The sequence below is a fragment of the Martinezella lusitana genome, from assembly GCF_016901135.1.
GTDB lineage: Bacteria > Pseudomonadota > Alphaproteobacteria > Rhizobiales > Rhizobiaceae > Rhizobium > Rhizobium lusitanum_D.
On sequence record NZ_JAFEVL010000019.1, the window covers coordinates 36,641 to 50,760 of the forward strand.

16 protein-coding genes are annotated in these 14,120 nt (G+C 56.5%); 3 read left to right on the forward strand and 13 right to left on the reverse strand.

Annotated features, from left to right (window positions below):
- Nucleotides 1-176 precede the first annotated feature (176 nt).
- The 10 genes from JTP94_RS07125 to JTP94_RS07170 all read right to left on the reverse strand — a co-directional run bounded on the left by JTP94_RS07125 (nt 177) and on the right by JTP94_RS07170 (nt 10,112).
- The gene (locus tag JTP94_RS07125) at nt 177-1,037 is read right to left on the reverse strand and encodes an Lrp/AsnC family transcriptional regulator (RefSeq protein ID WP_204849835.1); all 861 of its coding nucleotides are present in this window, start codon (nt 1,035-1,037) and stop codon (nt 177-179) included.
- Between the two features lie 561 nt (nt 1,038-1,598).
- Nucleotides 1,599-1,985 carry a nuclear transport factor 2 family protein gene (locus JTP94_RS07130; protein WP_204849836.1) on the reverse strand — a complete coding sequence of 129 codons (387 nt, stop codon included), beginning with the start codon at nt 1,983-1,985 and terminating at the stop codon, nt 1,599-1,601.
- Nucleotides 1,986-2,134: 149 nt separating this feature from the next.
- Nucleotides 2,135-3,175: an adenosine deaminase gene (gene add, locus JTP94_RS07135; protein WP_204849837.1), complete on the reverse strand. Its 1,041-nt coding sequence runs from the start codon at nt 3,173-3,175 to the stop codon at nt 2,135-2,137.
- An 18-nt stretch (nt 3,176-3,193) separates the two neighbouring features.
- Nucleotides 3,194-4,576: an aspartate aminotransferase family protein gene (locus tag JTP94_RS07140; RefSeq protein WP_204849838.1), complete on the reverse strand. Its 1,383-nt coding sequence runs from the start codon at nt 4,574-4,576 to the stop codon at nt 3,194-3,196.
- 193 nt (nt 4,577-4,769) lie between these two features.
- A complete protein-coding gene (locus tag JTP94_RS07145) occupies nt 4,770-5,738 on the reverse strand; it encodes a sugar ABC transporter substrate-binding protein (protein ID WP_204849839.1) in 969 nt (322 codons plus the stop codon).
- Between the two features lie 137 nt (nt 5,739-5,875).
- Complete coding sequence (locus JTP94_RS07150; protein ID WP_204849840.1) at nt 5,876-6,784, reverse strand: ABC transporter permease; 909 nt, start codon at nt 6,782-6,784, stop codon at nt 5,876-5,878.
- A gap of 110 nt (nt 6,785-6,894) precedes the next feature.
- A complete protein-coding gene (locus JTP94_RS07155; RefSeq protein WP_204849841.1) occupies nt 6,895-8,409 on the reverse strand; it encodes a sugar ABC transporter ATP-binding protein in 1,515 nt (504 codons plus the stop codon).
- Nucleotides 8,410-8,586: 177 nt separating this feature from the next.
- Nucleotides 8,587-8,931 (reverse strand): nuclear transport factor 2 family protein, encoded by a 345-nt coding sequence (locus JTP94_RS07160; RefSeq protein ID WP_246754706.1) that lies wholly within the window; start codon nt 8,929-8,931, stop codon nt 8,587-8,589.
- Nucleotides 8,921-9,337 (reverse strand): VOC family protein, encoded by a 417-nt coding sequence (locus tag JTP94_RS07165; RefSeq protein WP_204849842.1) that lies wholly within the window; start codon nt 9,335-9,337, stop codon nt 8,921-8,923. The genes JTP94_RS07160 and JTP94_RS07165 overlap by 11 nt, the downstream gene beginning before the upstream one ends.
- A 31-nt stretch (nt 9,338-9,368) precedes the next feature.
- A complete protein-coding gene (locus JTP94_RS07170; protein WP_204849843.1) occupies nt 9,369-10,112 on the reverse strand; it encodes an SDR family NAD(P)-dependent oxidoreductase in 744 nt (247 codons plus the stop codon).
- Nucleotides 10,113-10,252: 140 nt separating this feature from the next.
- On the opposite strand from JTP94_RS07170, the gene JTP94_RS07175 reads away from it, so the two are divergent.
- The 3 genes from JTP94_RS07175 to JTP94_RS35385 all read left to right on the forward strand — a co-directional run bounded on the left by JTP94_RS07175 (nt 10,253) and on the right by JTP94_RS35385 (nt 12,520).
- Nucleotides 10,253-11,146 carry an AraC family transcriptional regulator gene (locus tag JTP94_RS07175; protein ID WP_204849844.1) on the forward strand — a complete coding sequence of 298 codons (894 nt, stop codon included), beginning with the start codon at nt 10,253-10,255 and terminating at the stop codon, nt 11,144-11,146.
- Between the two features lie 763 nt (nt 11,147-11,909).
- The gene (locus tag JTP94_RS35380; protein ID WP_271023421.1) at nt 11,910-12,158 is read left to right on the forward strand and encodes a PAS domain-containing protein; all 249 of its coding nucleotides are present in this window, start codon (nt 11,910-11,912) and stop codon (nt 12,156-12,158) included.
- Nucleotides 12,137-12,520: a PAS domain-containing protein gene (locus tag JTP94_RS35385; protein ID WP_246754711.1), complete on the forward strand. Its 384-nt coding sequence runs from the start codon at nt 12,137-12,139 to the stop codon at nt 12,518-12,520. Before JTP94_RS35380 ends, JTP94_RS35385 begins: the two co-directional genes overlap by 22 nt.
- Nucleotides 12,521-12,773: 253 nt before the next feature.
- Here JTP94_RS35385 and JTP94_RS07185 read toward each other — a convergent pair whose 3' ends face one another.
- From JTP94_RS07185 to JTP94_RS07195, 3 genes are all read right to left on the reverse strand, one after another.
- Complete coding sequence (locus tag JTP94_RS07185; protein WP_204849845.1) at nt 12,774-12,953, reverse strand: hypothetical protein; 180 nt, start codon at nt 12,951-12,953, stop codon at nt 12,774-12,776.
- Nucleotides 12,954-13,224: 271 nt separating this feature from the next.
- Complete coding sequence (locus tag JTP94_RS07190) at nt 13,225-13,461, reverse strand: hypothetical protein (protein ID WP_204849846.1); 237 nt, start codon at nt 13,459-13,461, stop codon at nt 13,225-13,227.
- A gap of 386 nt (nt 13,462-13,847) precedes the next feature.
- Nucleotides 13,848-14,120 (reverse strand): hypothetical protein (locus JTP94_RS07195; RefSeq protein WP_204849847.1); only part of this gene is annotated, 273 nt, incomplete at its 5' end.

The following is a 14,120-nucleotide window of genomic DNA, read 5'->3' on the forward strand; positions in this document are numbered from 1 at the left end:
ATGGATGAGCGCGTTGGCGGAGCCTCCGATCGCTGAACTAACGCGGATGGTTGTAATAACGTGGTAATGCAATATGTAGTTGCACATCTGCAGACCTACGACCCTTGCTAGTCGCCGAAGAAGGTACTCTGCGTCATTTTGGGGGCAGGCGGAAGCCGTTGATTGCCGCTGCCCGCTTATGGTGACCAAGTCCCCGTATCTCGGACAATCTGGCGGTACAGGTCCGTCCGAATATCGAGAACCCCTGGAGTCTGGATAATAATCTCAACGGCTTTCTCAAACGCATCGCTGTCCTCAGCGAAGAATTCAAGTATAAATCCGTAGTCTCCCGTTGTTTCCGAAAAAAATGTAGCTCCCGGAAGTCGCGACAACACTTCGCGAATTTGCGCGATTGGGCCTGTTGTCTTGATACTCACCATCACTGCGGCGTGAAATCCAATAACAAACGGGTCGGGAAGGACATGAAATCGCAAAGTCCCACTATCCACGAGAGTTAAGACGCGCTGCCGCGTCGCCGATAATGACAGGCCTACGCGTTCGCCGGCCATCGAATACGAGATGCGGGCGTCTTGCTGGAACTGTTTCAATAGGCGAATGTCGAATTCATCCAACTTCGCAGTGCGCACTCTATCGATGCTGGGTCTTGGTACGCGGACTGGCGGAAAGTCAGCGTCGAAGTAATAGGGGACTGGTTCGAATTCCAAATATGCTTGCAGCGACGTCTCACGCACGCCAGGCGTTTGTCGGATCACTTCCTCGGTGAACCTCTGAAGCTCATGCACATCCGCAAAGTTTGCAGTCGCCAGAAGCGTCGTAGCGTCATCCACCACTGCCAACCAGTGAAATTCAGGATGAGTCAGCAACGACTTCAGCGTGCTGTCTCGCCCGCCGGCGACTGTTATGCGGAATCCAATGACCAGCGGCCGGCCAAAAGCAGATGGATCAACAATTGCCGTCACTTTAAGAGCGCCAGATCGCATAAGGCGGTCGAAGACCGCACGGACGACGTGCTGGGGTTCTCCAATCTTGGCGGCCATACTGGCTACCGAGCCCCGTGGAGATGCCTGAAGCTCACAAGCGACCAAACGTTCGAGTGGGGACAGCAATCCCACCTCCGTAAATTATTTTGCATATATGCACAGAAACAGCATAATGTGCATCTGCAGATGATGTTTTTATTAAAATATGCGTCTGGTCAAGGTCGCAGAAACAGAGTGCGAACAAGATGGAGATGTGCGCGGCAAAGGAATCATATGTGATTCGATTCTCCATCTCGCGATTGTTGGGTGCACCGTTAGCGCATCTCGCTACCAATGAAAACACGCGACTTCACCAAGCAGCATGTGCCGAACGCTCTGGAAGGTAATGTGGTCTCTTCTCTACAAGTTTCTACGATCTCATTATCGTGGATATCCTTATTCTGACCTCGCAAATGGCAACCCATTTGCTGAAGCAAGGGCGAAAGTCTCTGCGCGCATCTACCAGGACACCATTCCTGGCCGTCAACGCGACAAGCGGATCATTGTCCTGAAATAGCGGGTCTGCACCGCAGCGGTCATCGCACCTTGGAATCCCCGAGTGCGATGTCCGCGGCAAGGTCACTTATCGTACATGTGGTAGAGTTTTGCGATCACCTTCCACCGTCCGTCGAGCTTCATGAGCGAATGGAAGTCGGTGAAATCGCCGCCCTGTGCATCCTTTTCCATGGTCACTTTCACAACAGCCGTGGTGGTTGTTATGTCGAGAACGTCAATGTGCGCGCTGACGTCTTTGGCAGGACCATAGCGTTCGACGAAGGTGTAGAGGTTGTCGATGGGACCCTCGAGAAGTCCGCCCGGGCTGAAGCCGTACATGACGGCATTCTTGTAAAAAGCAGACTTCAGCTTCTCGATGCTGCCAACACGCAGCCCCTCGACATAGCCTTCGACCGTCGCCACGACGTCTTCATAGTCTCTTACAGAGCTTATGTTCTTGTTGAACCGCATGGTTATTCTCCTTTCAGGTTGGCGCGAATTCGTGCGTATCGGCGCGCTCGAAATCCTGGGCGAGTTAGGGACGACAGGTTCCCGCACTCTCGATTGCAGTCTTGTTGTAGTCGTTGGTACGTTGGAGGCAGGAGGCTCATTTTTGAGCGTTAAGGAAGGCTGTCTTCGCTGCTGCGATCTGTGACTAGGTCGAGCCCCAAATCGCGAACCTCATTTTTCAGTTGCGCAAGAAGCATCTGCCGTTCGCCTTCGGGCAGCCAACTTGCCTCGGCGGCGTCAATGATGCGATCCCAGACGGTCTGCAGACCCCAGCCCAAATGGCGGGCGGCAAGAACGTGCTCTTTGCCAATGTCGGTGTGGAAGATCTGGGGATCATCCGTGTTGATCGATACCGACAGGCCTGCATCGACCATCGCCTTGATCGGCGAGTTTTCCGGATCTGTCGCGAAATACCCACTAGCAAGGGTCCAGCAAGCGGTGAAATGCACGCGATCGCGAACAAGGCGGTCGAGCAACTCCTTGTCCTCAACGATGTAATAGCCGTGATCGATGCGCTGGCACCCAAGAACGTCGATCACTTCTCCATTGTCGTGGACAGGGACGCCCGCATGAGCGGTTCGGTGAAGTCCGTGACGACGGGCGAGGTCAAAGGCCGGCTTGAATTCGCTGGCACGGAAATAAGGATTGCCATCCAGGCCGATCCCCAACATACGTTCGCAAGGATTATCGATAATGTCCTGAACAAGCTTCATGGCCACATCAAGCGACTGCTCGCGGTTGATGGCGGCAATCATGCGGCTTTTGACGCCTGTTTCGGCTTCGGCTCTCTTGATCCCGTCCAGCAGGCCATCAAGCATTTGAGGGTAACTCATGCGTTTATGCATGGTGGGCTGAAAGAAAATTTCGGAATAGCGAACATTTCCGGCAGCCACTTGATCGCATAGAACCTCGTAGATTGCTCTGCTGCAGTCTTCGGGCGTGGCCATGGCCTCGCAAACGCCGAAGAACTGCTTGAAGAATTCATCCTGTTCGTATCTGCCGGAATAGAAGGCCGACGGGTCATCGGCGTGCAATCTGACGCCGTTCTTTTGCCCAAACGCCAATACGGTTTCGGCGCGGACCGAACCTTCGAGATGCGAATGCAGCTCGATCTTGGGCAGGGAATTGATTTGTTGCTCGATATTGGTCATTTGCTTGACTTCCTCATCTTAAACAGTCGCGACGATGCCCCGATCCCGAAGTTCTCGAAGAACGGCAGCATAAGCGCTTACGGTTTGGTCGAGTTCCGACGGCCCATGGACCGACGAGGTGAAGCCCCCGTTGAAGATCGTATTGAAGACGCCGTTGTTGCACAGGCCGCAGTAGAGGGCTTCGACCATCTCAAGCGGTGCGTTCGACAGTATCGAGGGCGAGACGGCGTCATAGTCGGGCCGGCCCGGAACGACAGCGAGCGGATCTGCCTCGTTGGGGTGCAAATAGACCCAATAGGTAGAGGAGGGGCCATAGGCGAAGCCAGCGATCGAGAGGGCGGCCATCAGTTTGTTCAGCTCGGATTTCAGGTCGGTTGCAAAGGCTTCCGCGCGACGCTGCGGCTCACCATCAGAGATGGCGTCAATCATGGCGATGGCGGCGGTAGCGACGACGGGATGGCCGTTATAAGTTCCGGAGTGGCTAACCGGGGACCTAACCCCGTGCGCAAGCTGGTCCATGATCGCGGCCTTGCCGGCAACAGCCGAACCGGGAAAACCGCCCGTCGCAATCTTGCCCAACAGCGTCAGGTCCGGGTCGAGATTGAGCAGCGCTTGAATGCCGCCGGGTGACCAGCGGAAACCGGTGACATTCTCATCGCAGATGAACGGCACATTTTCGGCGCGGGCCAGCGCACGCAATTCCAGCAGCCTGTCGTGAGAGAGCGGGTTCATCCCCATACCCGCGCCCGAAGGCTCGACAATCATCCCGGCAATGTCGCCTCCCGCGAGCCGTTGTCTGACGGCCTCAAGGTCACCGTCCAAAGAGGCGGTAACGATTAGATCGCCCTGGCTTGCAGGGACGCCGCACGGAATGGGAGCGCCTTCAAGATATCCGATCGCGGAATGGTCATGCCAGCCATGATAGGCGCGGCCGAACCGCAGGATACGATCCTTGCCGCTGTAGCCGCGCACTAGGCGGAAGGCGAGCGTGGTTGAATCACTGCCCGAGCCCGTAAACCGCACGAGATCCGCCGAAGGATAAAGCTTCTTGATACGCTCGGCCCAGATCACTTCGAGCTCGTTGTTGGTTGCCCCACCCAGGCGCGGATCATAGGAAGCAATTGCCTCCAGAACGCGCGGATCACCGTGGCCGATAATGGCGGAGGCTCCATTGAGGGCATAGTCCACATATTCCAGGCCATCGACGTCGCGCATGCGAGCGCCTTGGCCACCCTGCCAGTAAAGCGGGATCGGGACAGAGGCGCGATAATTGTGGCTCGTTCCCCCTGCCAGCGTTTTTCGGGCACGCTCGTACATGGCCTGCGAAGCAGGGTGCTTGCGGAGATAGTCGCACTTCATTTCGTCCAGCGATGCAAGCGAGGTAGAACTAAGCTGGGTCATGCAGCTGTCCTCTGGGTGATTGTGGCAAGGCTGCTATGGCAACGATGCATCATCTTTGAATTCCTTCTCGTTGGAGAATTTTTGCGCAGCACTCCTCGAGCGGCAAATGCCACTTGAAATAAAATACTGCATTTTCAGCTGGTTAACGCCGTGTCGGCTGACGCTTAGGTCGTCACAGCAATTGCCTTGCGCCCTACCATTCAGGTTTGTATTGGTCGACGTTTTCCATTGTCACTGCCCCCGCAATGTTGCCAACCGCATACGCATCGATGCCATTGGGCTCAATTGGCTCGCCGTTGATGGCTTTCAAAGCCATCTCACCTTCAATGCGCGATACTGTGAAGGGGAGGACGGAAAACGTCGCGAACAGCTCGCCGCTCTTGACCGCGGTGGCGCCAGCTTTCGTGCCGCCTTGCGCGATCTCCTTAATCTGATCCTGCATCCCCAGGCTCTTGATTACCTGCAACCCGGCCATTGCTGTGGGATCGGCCACGAAGGTCACGATATTTACATCCGGATGCGCGACGAGCAGATCGCGCAGTTTCGCGGTCGTCTGGGCCGGATCGTATTGAGATTCATAAATCGCGACGATCTCAACGTTCGTGCCTTCGGCTTTTTTCTTTATGTAGTCGATCTGGCCCTTGAATAGCGGGTCCGATATATAACTCACCTCGATCAATATTTTGCAGCTTTCATGCCCTTCGCAGATTTTTGCGATCAGGTTCCATGTGTATTCTCCCGCTGTTGCCGGTCGCCAAATGGCCGAACCGAAGACACCTTCGACCTGGGGCTTCAGCTCATCGGGATCCTTTCCGATGCTGGTGCCGTCGACGATCAGCGGAATTCCAGCTGCGTGCGCAGCCTTTGCGCAAGGGATTGAAGTGGCGTTGTCCAACGGAGTAATAACAATCGCATCATAGCGCTGTGAGGTGATCGCATCCTGGCACTGACGCAATTGAGCTGTGGGATCGAACTCAGGATTGAAGATCGTGATCTCCCCGCCGGAGCCCTCCTCGAGTCCCTGTTTTTGTGCGGGTGTGTATGTTGCGTCGACCACGCCTGCCAGAAACGCGATACGGGGCGCTTTCTTTTTGGGTTGATCGGCAAATGCAGCGCTTCCGAACGCGACCGCAAGGGCTAATGCTGTGGCGAGAGACTTCATGCGCGGTTCCTTCTGGTTGGACAAGTTGTACCGAACTTCAAGGCAACAGCTCCGGCCCTCCAAGGTTACGAGCCCTTCTTATTGTGCCTTCGAATTTCGAGGTTTATTCATATCGTTGCAGATGCTTGCCGGCGCGCTTACCTCCTCGCCCAGACATCGATTGCCACTGCGATAAGGATAAGGACCCCAGTCATCATCTGCTGATACAGAGGATCTATACCGTTGAGGTTGAACCCGTTGGAAACGCCGGCGAGGATGAACACACCCGCGAGGATTCGCCAGATAGCGCCGTCGCCTCCCCGCATTGAAACTCCACCGACAAGAATGGCGGCGAGGGCGGAAAAGACGACGCTGTTGGCGAGGCCGCTGCTGCTACCCACCGCGAGCGAACGGCTGGCGACGACTATTCCAGCCAGTCCCGCTGAAAATCCCGACAGCATGTAGGCCCAAGCGCGTGTCCAATCGACAGAAACACCTGACAGCTTTGCAGCCTCCTCATTGTCTCCGGCAGCTAGAAGATGGCGTCCGAAGATCGTCCGGTTGAGCAGAAATGCGCAGACGGCAGCAAAGGCGGCGAAGATAATGATCGAGACATTGATGCCGAGTATATCAGCTGAAAGCACTGAGAATGCCGGGTCCTTTATATAGGTAAACCCACCGCCACTTATCGCAATCGCTGCCCCACCGTAGAATATCGATGTCCCGAGAGTCCCCACGAACGAGTTGATTTTTCCAACCGTGCAAATCAATGCATTGACACCGCCGAGCGCGACGCCGGCCAGGATTCCGGCAACGATGCCAAATTCAGCACCGAATGCGTTTGAGACCTTTGCTGCGACTATTGCTGACAAGACGTAAATTGCTCCTGCTGCAAGGTCGAAGCCACCACCCATGATGACCAGACCTCCGGAGCAGGCGATAAGCCCGACAGCAACGGATTGAGCCAGGACGTTCTCAAGGTTCCTAGAGGTCAGAAACACGTCTGATGTCAGTGCCAACACAATGAAGAGGCCAACAAGGAAAGCGAGGATTGAAAAGTCCTGCATCCGCTCGATTTTACGTTGCCTTCGCCCATTCGCCGCTCCGGGTACCAGGGAAGGGTCCTTGGCCAGGGAGGGTGATTGTGAGGGTCTACTTAAGCTCATGCTCATTCCTCTCAAGCTGTTCCAAATGCGGCGGCCAGAATTCGTTCCTCAGTGGCCTCGCCTTTCGAAAATCGACCGGCGATCTGCCCCCGACGCATCACCACTACGTCGTCCGACAAGCCAATAACTTCCTCAAGCTCGCTGGACACCACGACGATGGCCCCACCGTTGGCGACGAAGTTGAAAAGCAGCTCGTAGATGGAGCGCTTGGCCCCGATATCGACACCTCTGGTGGGCTCATCGAGCAAGAGCACCTTCGGATCGGCCAGAAGACACTTGGCCAGAACTACCTTTTGCTGGTTTCCGCCGGACAAGGAACTCACTCCGGCACCTCCTCCAGCACAACGAATACCAAATGTTCCGATGCTATTCTTGACGAGGTTTTGCTGCCGATGGCGGCTTAGAACGCCGGCGGATGCGATATAATCCCGCAAATGGGGCAACACGATATTGTCACCGACAGTCTGGCTTAGAAGCAGACCTTCGTCTTTCCGACTTTCGGGCAACAAGGCTAATCCCTGTGCAATTGCCTCGCGCGGGCTTTTGAAGCCGGAATGACCATTGGTCCCAAACCGGATCTCGCCGCCGGTTGCCCGATCGGCGCCAAAGATGGTGCGAAGAAGTTCCGAGCGGCCACTTCCGATCATCCCTGCAATTCCCAGAATCTCCCCCGAACGGACCGAAAAGCTGACGTTGTTGAATTTCTTTCCCGACAGCCCGATCACCTCAAGTCGAGGCTCGGCAAAGAGACTTGCCCGAGGGCGAGGAGGAAATGTCGATTCTATCGAACGTCCCAGCATTCCCTGAACGAGCGTGGCTGATGTCTCGTCCGCAGCCTTTGACGATCGGACCACGCAGCCGTCCCGCATGATCGTCACCCGATCAGAGAGCTTGAGCACTTCCTCGAGGAAATGCGAGACAAGGACAATAGCCTTTCCCTGATCGCGCAGTTCCCGGACCATCTTGTGGAATTGCACGGCTTCGGGCGTCGTGAGGCGCGCAGTCGGTTCATCCATGATGATGAGCTTTGCGTCGCGCGCGAGCGCCCGTAAAATCTCGACCTTCTGCTGGTCGCCAATGCTGAGCGAACTCACCTTCATGTCAGGGTGCAGATCAAATCCCCAGCGTCGAACCAGCTCCGCATAACGGCCCCGAAGCGAACTCTCGACCAGAATCCCTGCGCGATGATCCTCAAGTCCGAGGAACACATTTCGAATGACGGATTGGGAGGGGAGTAGAGCCAGCTCCTGTTGAACGATAGCGATACCCGCACGCAGCGCGTCCCGCGGACGGGCAAAGTGGACCGGGACCCCTGCAATTTGCAAATGCCCCGACGACGGTAAAACTGCCCCCGCAAGGATCTTGGCAAGCGTCGATTTTCCGGCGCCATTCTCTCCGACAAGAGCGTGTACCTCGCCGGGATTGATCGCGACGGAGACTTCATTCAGCGCACGAGTCGCACCATAATTTTTGGACACGCTGACAGCGGAAATAATTTCACCGTTGCTTGGTATGTCGCTTGTCATGCTCCAACCCGCCCACGCACGCTGATTAATATTGTGCTTCCTGTGCCCATAAAATATGCATTCTTTTAAGGGGGTCATCAAAATACATTTACACTCTATTGAAATAGAGGACAATTGCAACAGAATTTTTGACAAGATTTATGCTGTCTGATCTGGAGCGTCTAGTAGCCAGTCAATCTATTCGAGATCAGCGTCGATGCGAACGATCAGACCTTCAGGGTTGAAGGCAATGTCGAGCCGCCCGATCTCGTGGCCGAAATCTCCTGTAAAATCGACCCGGGCACGGGCTCGATTCTCGCCGAGAACCTCGACCGAGAGAAGACGCGTCACCGTGTGATAGCCGACGAAAAATCTTTCGACATAATCGCGAATGCCCGCATGATGGTCGAAGCGCTCGCCCGTAGATGGGTCGTCGATGACCGCCCGAGGCGTGAACAGGGCAAGTGCCGCTTCCACATCGAAAGCGTTGGTGGCGCTGATCAAGGCATTCACTTGTGCGCGCATAGTCGTTTCACTGGCCATTTTGTCGGTTCCCGTGCTGCCAGCTCTTGTAAACGAATTCGAGAGAGTAGCCGTCGGCGTCGAGGACCTGTGCCGCGTAGTAGCGAGGATCGTAGTGTACCTGCGGACGAGGCGGGTGGATTTCTCGCGCGCCGGCAGCGAGAGCGGCGGCATGCGCGGCATCGACCATCGCCTCGGAATCGGCGACGAAACCCACATGCACGGCGCCGGGAAAAGCCTTGCCGGCGCGGAGCCAGAAGAACATGCGGTCGTTCGCACCGAAACCCTTGAGATCGGGATGGCCGGGAGGGCCATTCCTTCCATCGTAGTCGAGGCGCTGCGTGATGCCGAGCGGTCCAAGGGTTGCGGTGTAGAAGGCAATCGAGCGGTTGATGTCGCTGACTGTGAGAAAGATGTGGTCGAGCATCGTGGTACTCCTTTGCTTGAGCGTTTCCGGGTTAGATGTTGTAGCCGCCGGCCACTTCTATATCCTGGGCGTTGATCCAGCGGTTCTCGTCCGAGAGCAGGCTGGCGATCACGCCTCCGACCTCGTCGGGTTCGCCGACCCGGCCGAGCGACGTCATCCCGGAAAGCAGGGCTTCGAATTCGTCGTTTAGGCCACCGCCGAGTTGGGTACGGATCGCGCCCGGAGAGATCGAATTCGCCCGAATTTTCCGGTCGCCGAACTCCTTGGCCATGTAGCGGGTCAGGACCTCGAGGCCGCCCTTGAAGGCTGCATAGGGTGCTACGCCCGCCGTCGCCACACGCACGGTCGCGCTGGTCATGTTGATGATGTGACCGCCATCCGTCATCAGTGGCAGCAGCGTCTGCGTCAGGAAGAACGGTCCCTTGAGATGCACGTCGAACAGTCCTTCGAACTGCTCCTCCGTCACCGTGGCAATCGGATTGTAGAGGCCGTAGCCTGCGCTGTTTACGAGGAAGTCGAAGTCGGCGCGGCCGAAGCTTGTCTGCAGCACGGACGCGACGGCGTCTCGGAAGGCGGGGAAGGATTTGGTGTCGCCGACATCGAGCCTGAGCGTGACGGCAGTGCCGCCGGCCGATGCGATCGAGGCGACGACCTCCTCGGCAGCGTCACGGTTGCTGTTGTAGGTGAGGATCACCCCCATGCCGTGGGCGGCGCAGATCTTGGCAGTGCTGGCGCCGATACCGCGGCTGCCTCCGGTGATGATGACGACCTTCATTTTGGCCCTCCATTGGTTCGCCTGACGATGACCAAGAAGTAGTCTCGGCCTGGAAAGTTTGCTGTCCGGATTCTCTTCGATTATTGCCTATTTCTGCTTTTGGCTTGCGACGTTGCCGAAGCCGTGGCAGTAATCTGGCGATGAACGAGAAACTCGATGAACTCCGAAATCTGGCGTCAAGGGCGCAAAACCGTCGCACCGAGACCGGGATTCCGCGCGTCGCGATGGTGCAGGGAGAAATCCCAGAGCACCAGCTCGCGGCCGTCTATGAGCCGATGGTCAACCTGATCCTGACAGGATCGAAGACCATGACATTGGGTGAGCGCACTTTTCACTACGATCCAGCGACCTATTTCGTTATATCGGTGGACCTTCCTGCGGTCGGCGCGGTTCACCCTGCCGAAGATGGCCGGCCATATCTCGCGGTCAGCCTCACGCTCGATCCCGTGGTGGTCGCCAACATGCTCGCCGAACTTCCGAAGCCTGCGGGCGGCGCGCTCTACGCGGCTGGGTTCTCAGTTGCGCCCACCACCGAAGATCTTCTCGATGCCTGGGTTCGCATGCTGCGACTGATGGGTCGTCCGGACGAAGTTTCAGCACTCGCCCCCGCCTATGAGCGCGAGATCCTGTTCCGTGTTCTTCAGGGGCCGCTTGGCTGGATGTTGCGGGACATCGCGTTGCCGGAGACGGCGCTTTCACGCGTCGGCGTCGCGATCCGATGTATCCGCGAGAATTTTGCCAATCCGCTCAGGGTAGACGACTTGGCCGACATGGCCGCGCTGAGTGTGTCGGCCTTCCATCGTCATTTCAAGGCGGTCACGGCGCTCAGCCCGATCCAGTACCAGAAGCGGGTGCGGCTGCTCCACGCGCGTTCGATGTTGCTGGCGGGCGAGGGAAACGCGACATCGGTCGCCTTCAGCATCGGCTACGAGAGCGCAAACCAGTTCAGCCGCGAATATGCACGGCTGTTTGGCCGACCGCCGTTAAAGGACATTGCCAATCTAACCCAGGCGCTCCGCCGCAAGGCCGCGTAGGTCGCACCTGTCGAGAAGATTTGCGCTCGCCGGTTGCGCCGAGCTGCCTGGATACCATATCAGTATCGGCCACGTAGGACCACCTGGACCAAACGGTTCAATAGGCACCCAAAGGCTGCAGAGCAGATGAAATCGCTGCTACCAAAAGGGACGCGAGTGACCACCAAACGTCCGGCCATGCCAATATATGTGTCTATAATTCTATAACAATGTAACAGAGATAGGGTCGGGTGCATTCTTCATATAACCTGCAAAAGCAAGTCGGATCACAGCCAGATCGGATCGGAGTATAAGTGTCGCGGAATTCAACTTTTGATATCGAAGCTTGGCGCGACGAAGAAATCAGGACCGAGCTCGAACATCGGACCAAGGTAACCCCGGCGATGCTCCATTCGATCAACAAGGACGGGCTATTGATATCGGTAAGCGATGCGTGGCTGGACAAGCTCGGCTACACCCGTGATCAAGTCATAGGCAGGCTCGTCCGAATTTCTGACCGGTGAATCGTGCGCATACGCCACACGGGAAGTCCTTCCGGCCTTCTTCCTGACTGGGCGCAGTGACAATATCGAATACCAAATGGTTTGTAAGGATGGCCGGATAATCGACGTTTTGTTGTCGGCGTACTGGATAGGGTTCCATGCGAAGCTGGGGGCGTGTCGTTGGCCGTGATCACGTATGTGACCGCACTTAAAGCAACGAAGCGCCAACTGGCCTAAGCGAGGCGCGATACAGGGACCTCGTAGAAAGCCAAACGGAATTGGTGTCGTTGGCAAGTCCTGACGGCGAGCTCCGGTTTGTCAATCACGCTTATGCGCGTCACTACGGCCGAGAACCCGGCGAAATGATCGGGAAAAGTCTGTTCGACTTTATTCCCGAGACCAACCGTCCAGCGGCCGTGGATCACTTGCGTATGGTCTGCAGCGTTGATCACAGCGTTGAAAATGAAAATCAGGTGGTGTTGCCCAATGGCCAGATCAGGTGGATGGGATGGACCAACAAAGCGCCCTGAGGGATCTGGACGGATGCATAACTGCTATCCACTCGGTGGGTAGGGACATTCATGACAGGGTCATCAGCGAGCAGCGGATTAAGGAAAGCGAGGCTCGTTACCGACTGTTGGTCGACCATGGAACCGACACGGTCTTCCAACTCGATTGTGATCTTGTGCATCCGTACGTCTCTCCCGCGTGCCGCGATATCTTCTGCCGCGAACCTGGAGAGTTGATCGGCGTGCAACCGATGGCGATCACACATCCCGAAGATGCTGATCGTGCGAGATCGGCTTTTCGGGAACTTCTCGACAGCCGGCTTGAGCGCCACTCGCTTCTCTGTCGCTTTCTCCTTCGCGATGGGAGCTGGATCTGGGTCTAAAGAGAATGGGCGCAATATCGTCGTCAAAGACGCTTAGCATCAGTTCCCGTTGCAGATGTCCGATGTGTGTTCCTGTGTTGCAGGGCTCAAACGCCGGCGGCTAATAACTTTATATTGATTTTCCGACTTGCGGTCGCCTGCCCGGTTCCTATCAAGGCGGCTGTGTTGCCGTGAGCTAGCGTTCGGAAGCTTGGAACGCCACACGAAGCTTTGTCGTCTCGGCAGGCGAAATGACGTTTGTGCTCCATAGCGCTTATAGACTGCGATGCGGCATGGCCCTCAAACCATCCCCGATGACCACGTCTGACATTTTACCGATGGTTTCGTTCTGCTTGTTATAGATGTCGACGCCGACCAGCTTCGATGTGACCAGGTCGTTGTCCTGGATGTTCACGTATTTTAAGGGACCGCCTGCCGTCGTGCTCGAGGTCAAGACCGATCCGGAGGTCCTCCCGATACCGCCACACCTGACCTTTGAACAGACGCGCAATAATCTGACTGCCCCTTACTGAAGGAAGACCCGCAGGAAAGCGGCGTTGTCAAGGGCACCTTGCGACGGCCGCTCAGTGCAATCCTTCCGGACATCGGTAAGGCAACAGCATCCACCAACCGCCAGATAGGTAGGTGCTATTAGTCGCCGAAGGAGGCCTTGCCGGCGATACGAAAAGGCTCTCGTTCGAGCCGCCGCCGAGGACGCAGATATTCTACACAGACGCGCGATAGATATGTCCGCGCGTTGCGGTGACAAAGGCGGTGAGATGACGCTCATTAGACACGCCGTGTTGAAACAGCGTAATGATCACAGCAGCCACTCGTTCGGCTTCTTCGCTCTCCTTGTCGATATTCAGCTCAAAGAGAGCGGCGTCAAAGGCGCGTTGGCAAAGGTCGAGATCCACGGACGTCAGTGGCTGGTCACTTGTGTTCGTATATTTTCTGAACATGGCGGGTTCCTCTCCCAAGGGAAGCCACGCAAGTCCGCGCCGCAACTGCAGGCGTGTTTGCAGCCTGCGGGCCACAAGCCCAAAGACGCGGTCTATGCTTATCTATGGATAGATGTCGGCGAGGTCACAGAGGCTTTCCCGGTCGCGAGACCATCGGCATAGCGGCTCAACATGAACCCGGCCAACTCGGTTGCCTGCGTGCTGCCTTGCGAGTTCGCACGGCGCTCACATGCTTCTTCGAAGATCGCGCGAATCTCCGCAAGAGCCGGTGGTGCCGCTGTAGGATGTCTGGGGGATCCGATCATGGTTCGCCCCTTTCAAGTCGGGGCGAGAGTGGATAAAGCCTCTCAGGCGCTGCCGCCCGTGTTACTTGGGCAGCGATAGGATTACGGTACGCCTTCGGCGTCCAGTTGGCAACGCAAATCGGCGCGCAGCGCTCCAGCATATTGCGGCTCTTCGCCCCGACGGAGGTGCTGACGTCGGAATAGCGTTCGAGACATCTCCGGCAGTTGCTCGCCGAGCATTTTGTGTAACGAATGCCTTGACTTAGGACGCTTCGTCTGTCGCCATATCAAGTTCACGCCGACGACCGCTATCTTTAGCAATGCCACATGGTTGGCAGCAACCAAAGCTCGCCGGCGCGATGAAAGCGTTACTGC

Coding starts and splice junctions, on each gene's coding strand:
- JTP94_RS07125 (WP_204849835.1), bottom strand. CDS start 1,037: ATGGCCGCCAAGATTGGAGAACCCCAGCACGTCGTCCGTGCGGTCTTC.
- JTP94_RS07130 (WP_204849836.1), bottom strand. CDS start 1,985: ATGCGGTTCAACAAGAACATAAGCTCTGTAAGAGACTATGAAGACGTC.
- add (WP_204849837.1), bottom strand. CDS start 3,175: ATGACCAATATCGAGCAACAAATCAATTCCCTGCCCAAGATCGAGCTG.
- JTP94_RS07140 (WP_204849838.1), bottom strand. CDS start 4,576: ATGACCCAGCTTAGTTCTACCTCGCTTGCATCGCTGGACGAAATGAAG.
- JTP94_RS07145 (WP_204849839.1), bottom strand. CDS start 5,738: ATGAAGTCTCTCGCCACAGCATTAGCCCTTGCGGTCGCGTTCGGAAGC.
- JTP94_RS07150 (WP_204849840.1), bottom strand. CDS start 6,784: ATGCAGGACTTTTCAATCCTCGCTTTCCTTGTTGGCCTCTTCATTGTG.
- JTP94_RS07155 (WP_204849841.1), bottom strand. CDS start 8,409: ATGACAAGCGACATACCAAGCAACGGTGAAATTATTTCCGCTGTCAGC.
- JTP94_RS07160 (WP_246754706.1), bottom strand. CDS start 8,931: ATGGCCAGTGAAACGACTATGCGCGCACAAGTGAATGCCTTGATCAGC.
- JTP94_RS07165 (WP_204849842.1), bottom strand. CDS start 9,337: ATGCTCGACCACATCTTTCTCACAGTCAGCGACATCAACCGCTCGATT.
- JTP94_RS07170 (WP_204849843.1), bottom strand. CDS start 10,112: ATGAAGGTCGTCATCATCACCGGAGGCAGCCGCGGTATCGGCGCCAGC.
- JTP94_RS07175 (WP_204849844.1), top strand. CDS start 10,253: ATGAACGAGAAACTCGATGAACTCCGAAATCTGGCGTCAAGGGCGCAA.
- JTP94_RS35385 (WP_246754711.1), top strand. CDS start 12,137: ATGGACCAACAAAGCGCCCTGAGGGATCTGGACGGATGCATAACTGCT.
- JTP94_RS07190 (WP_204849846.1), bottom strand. CDS start 13,461: ATGTTCAGAAAATATACGAACACAAGTGACCAGCCACTGACGTCCGTG.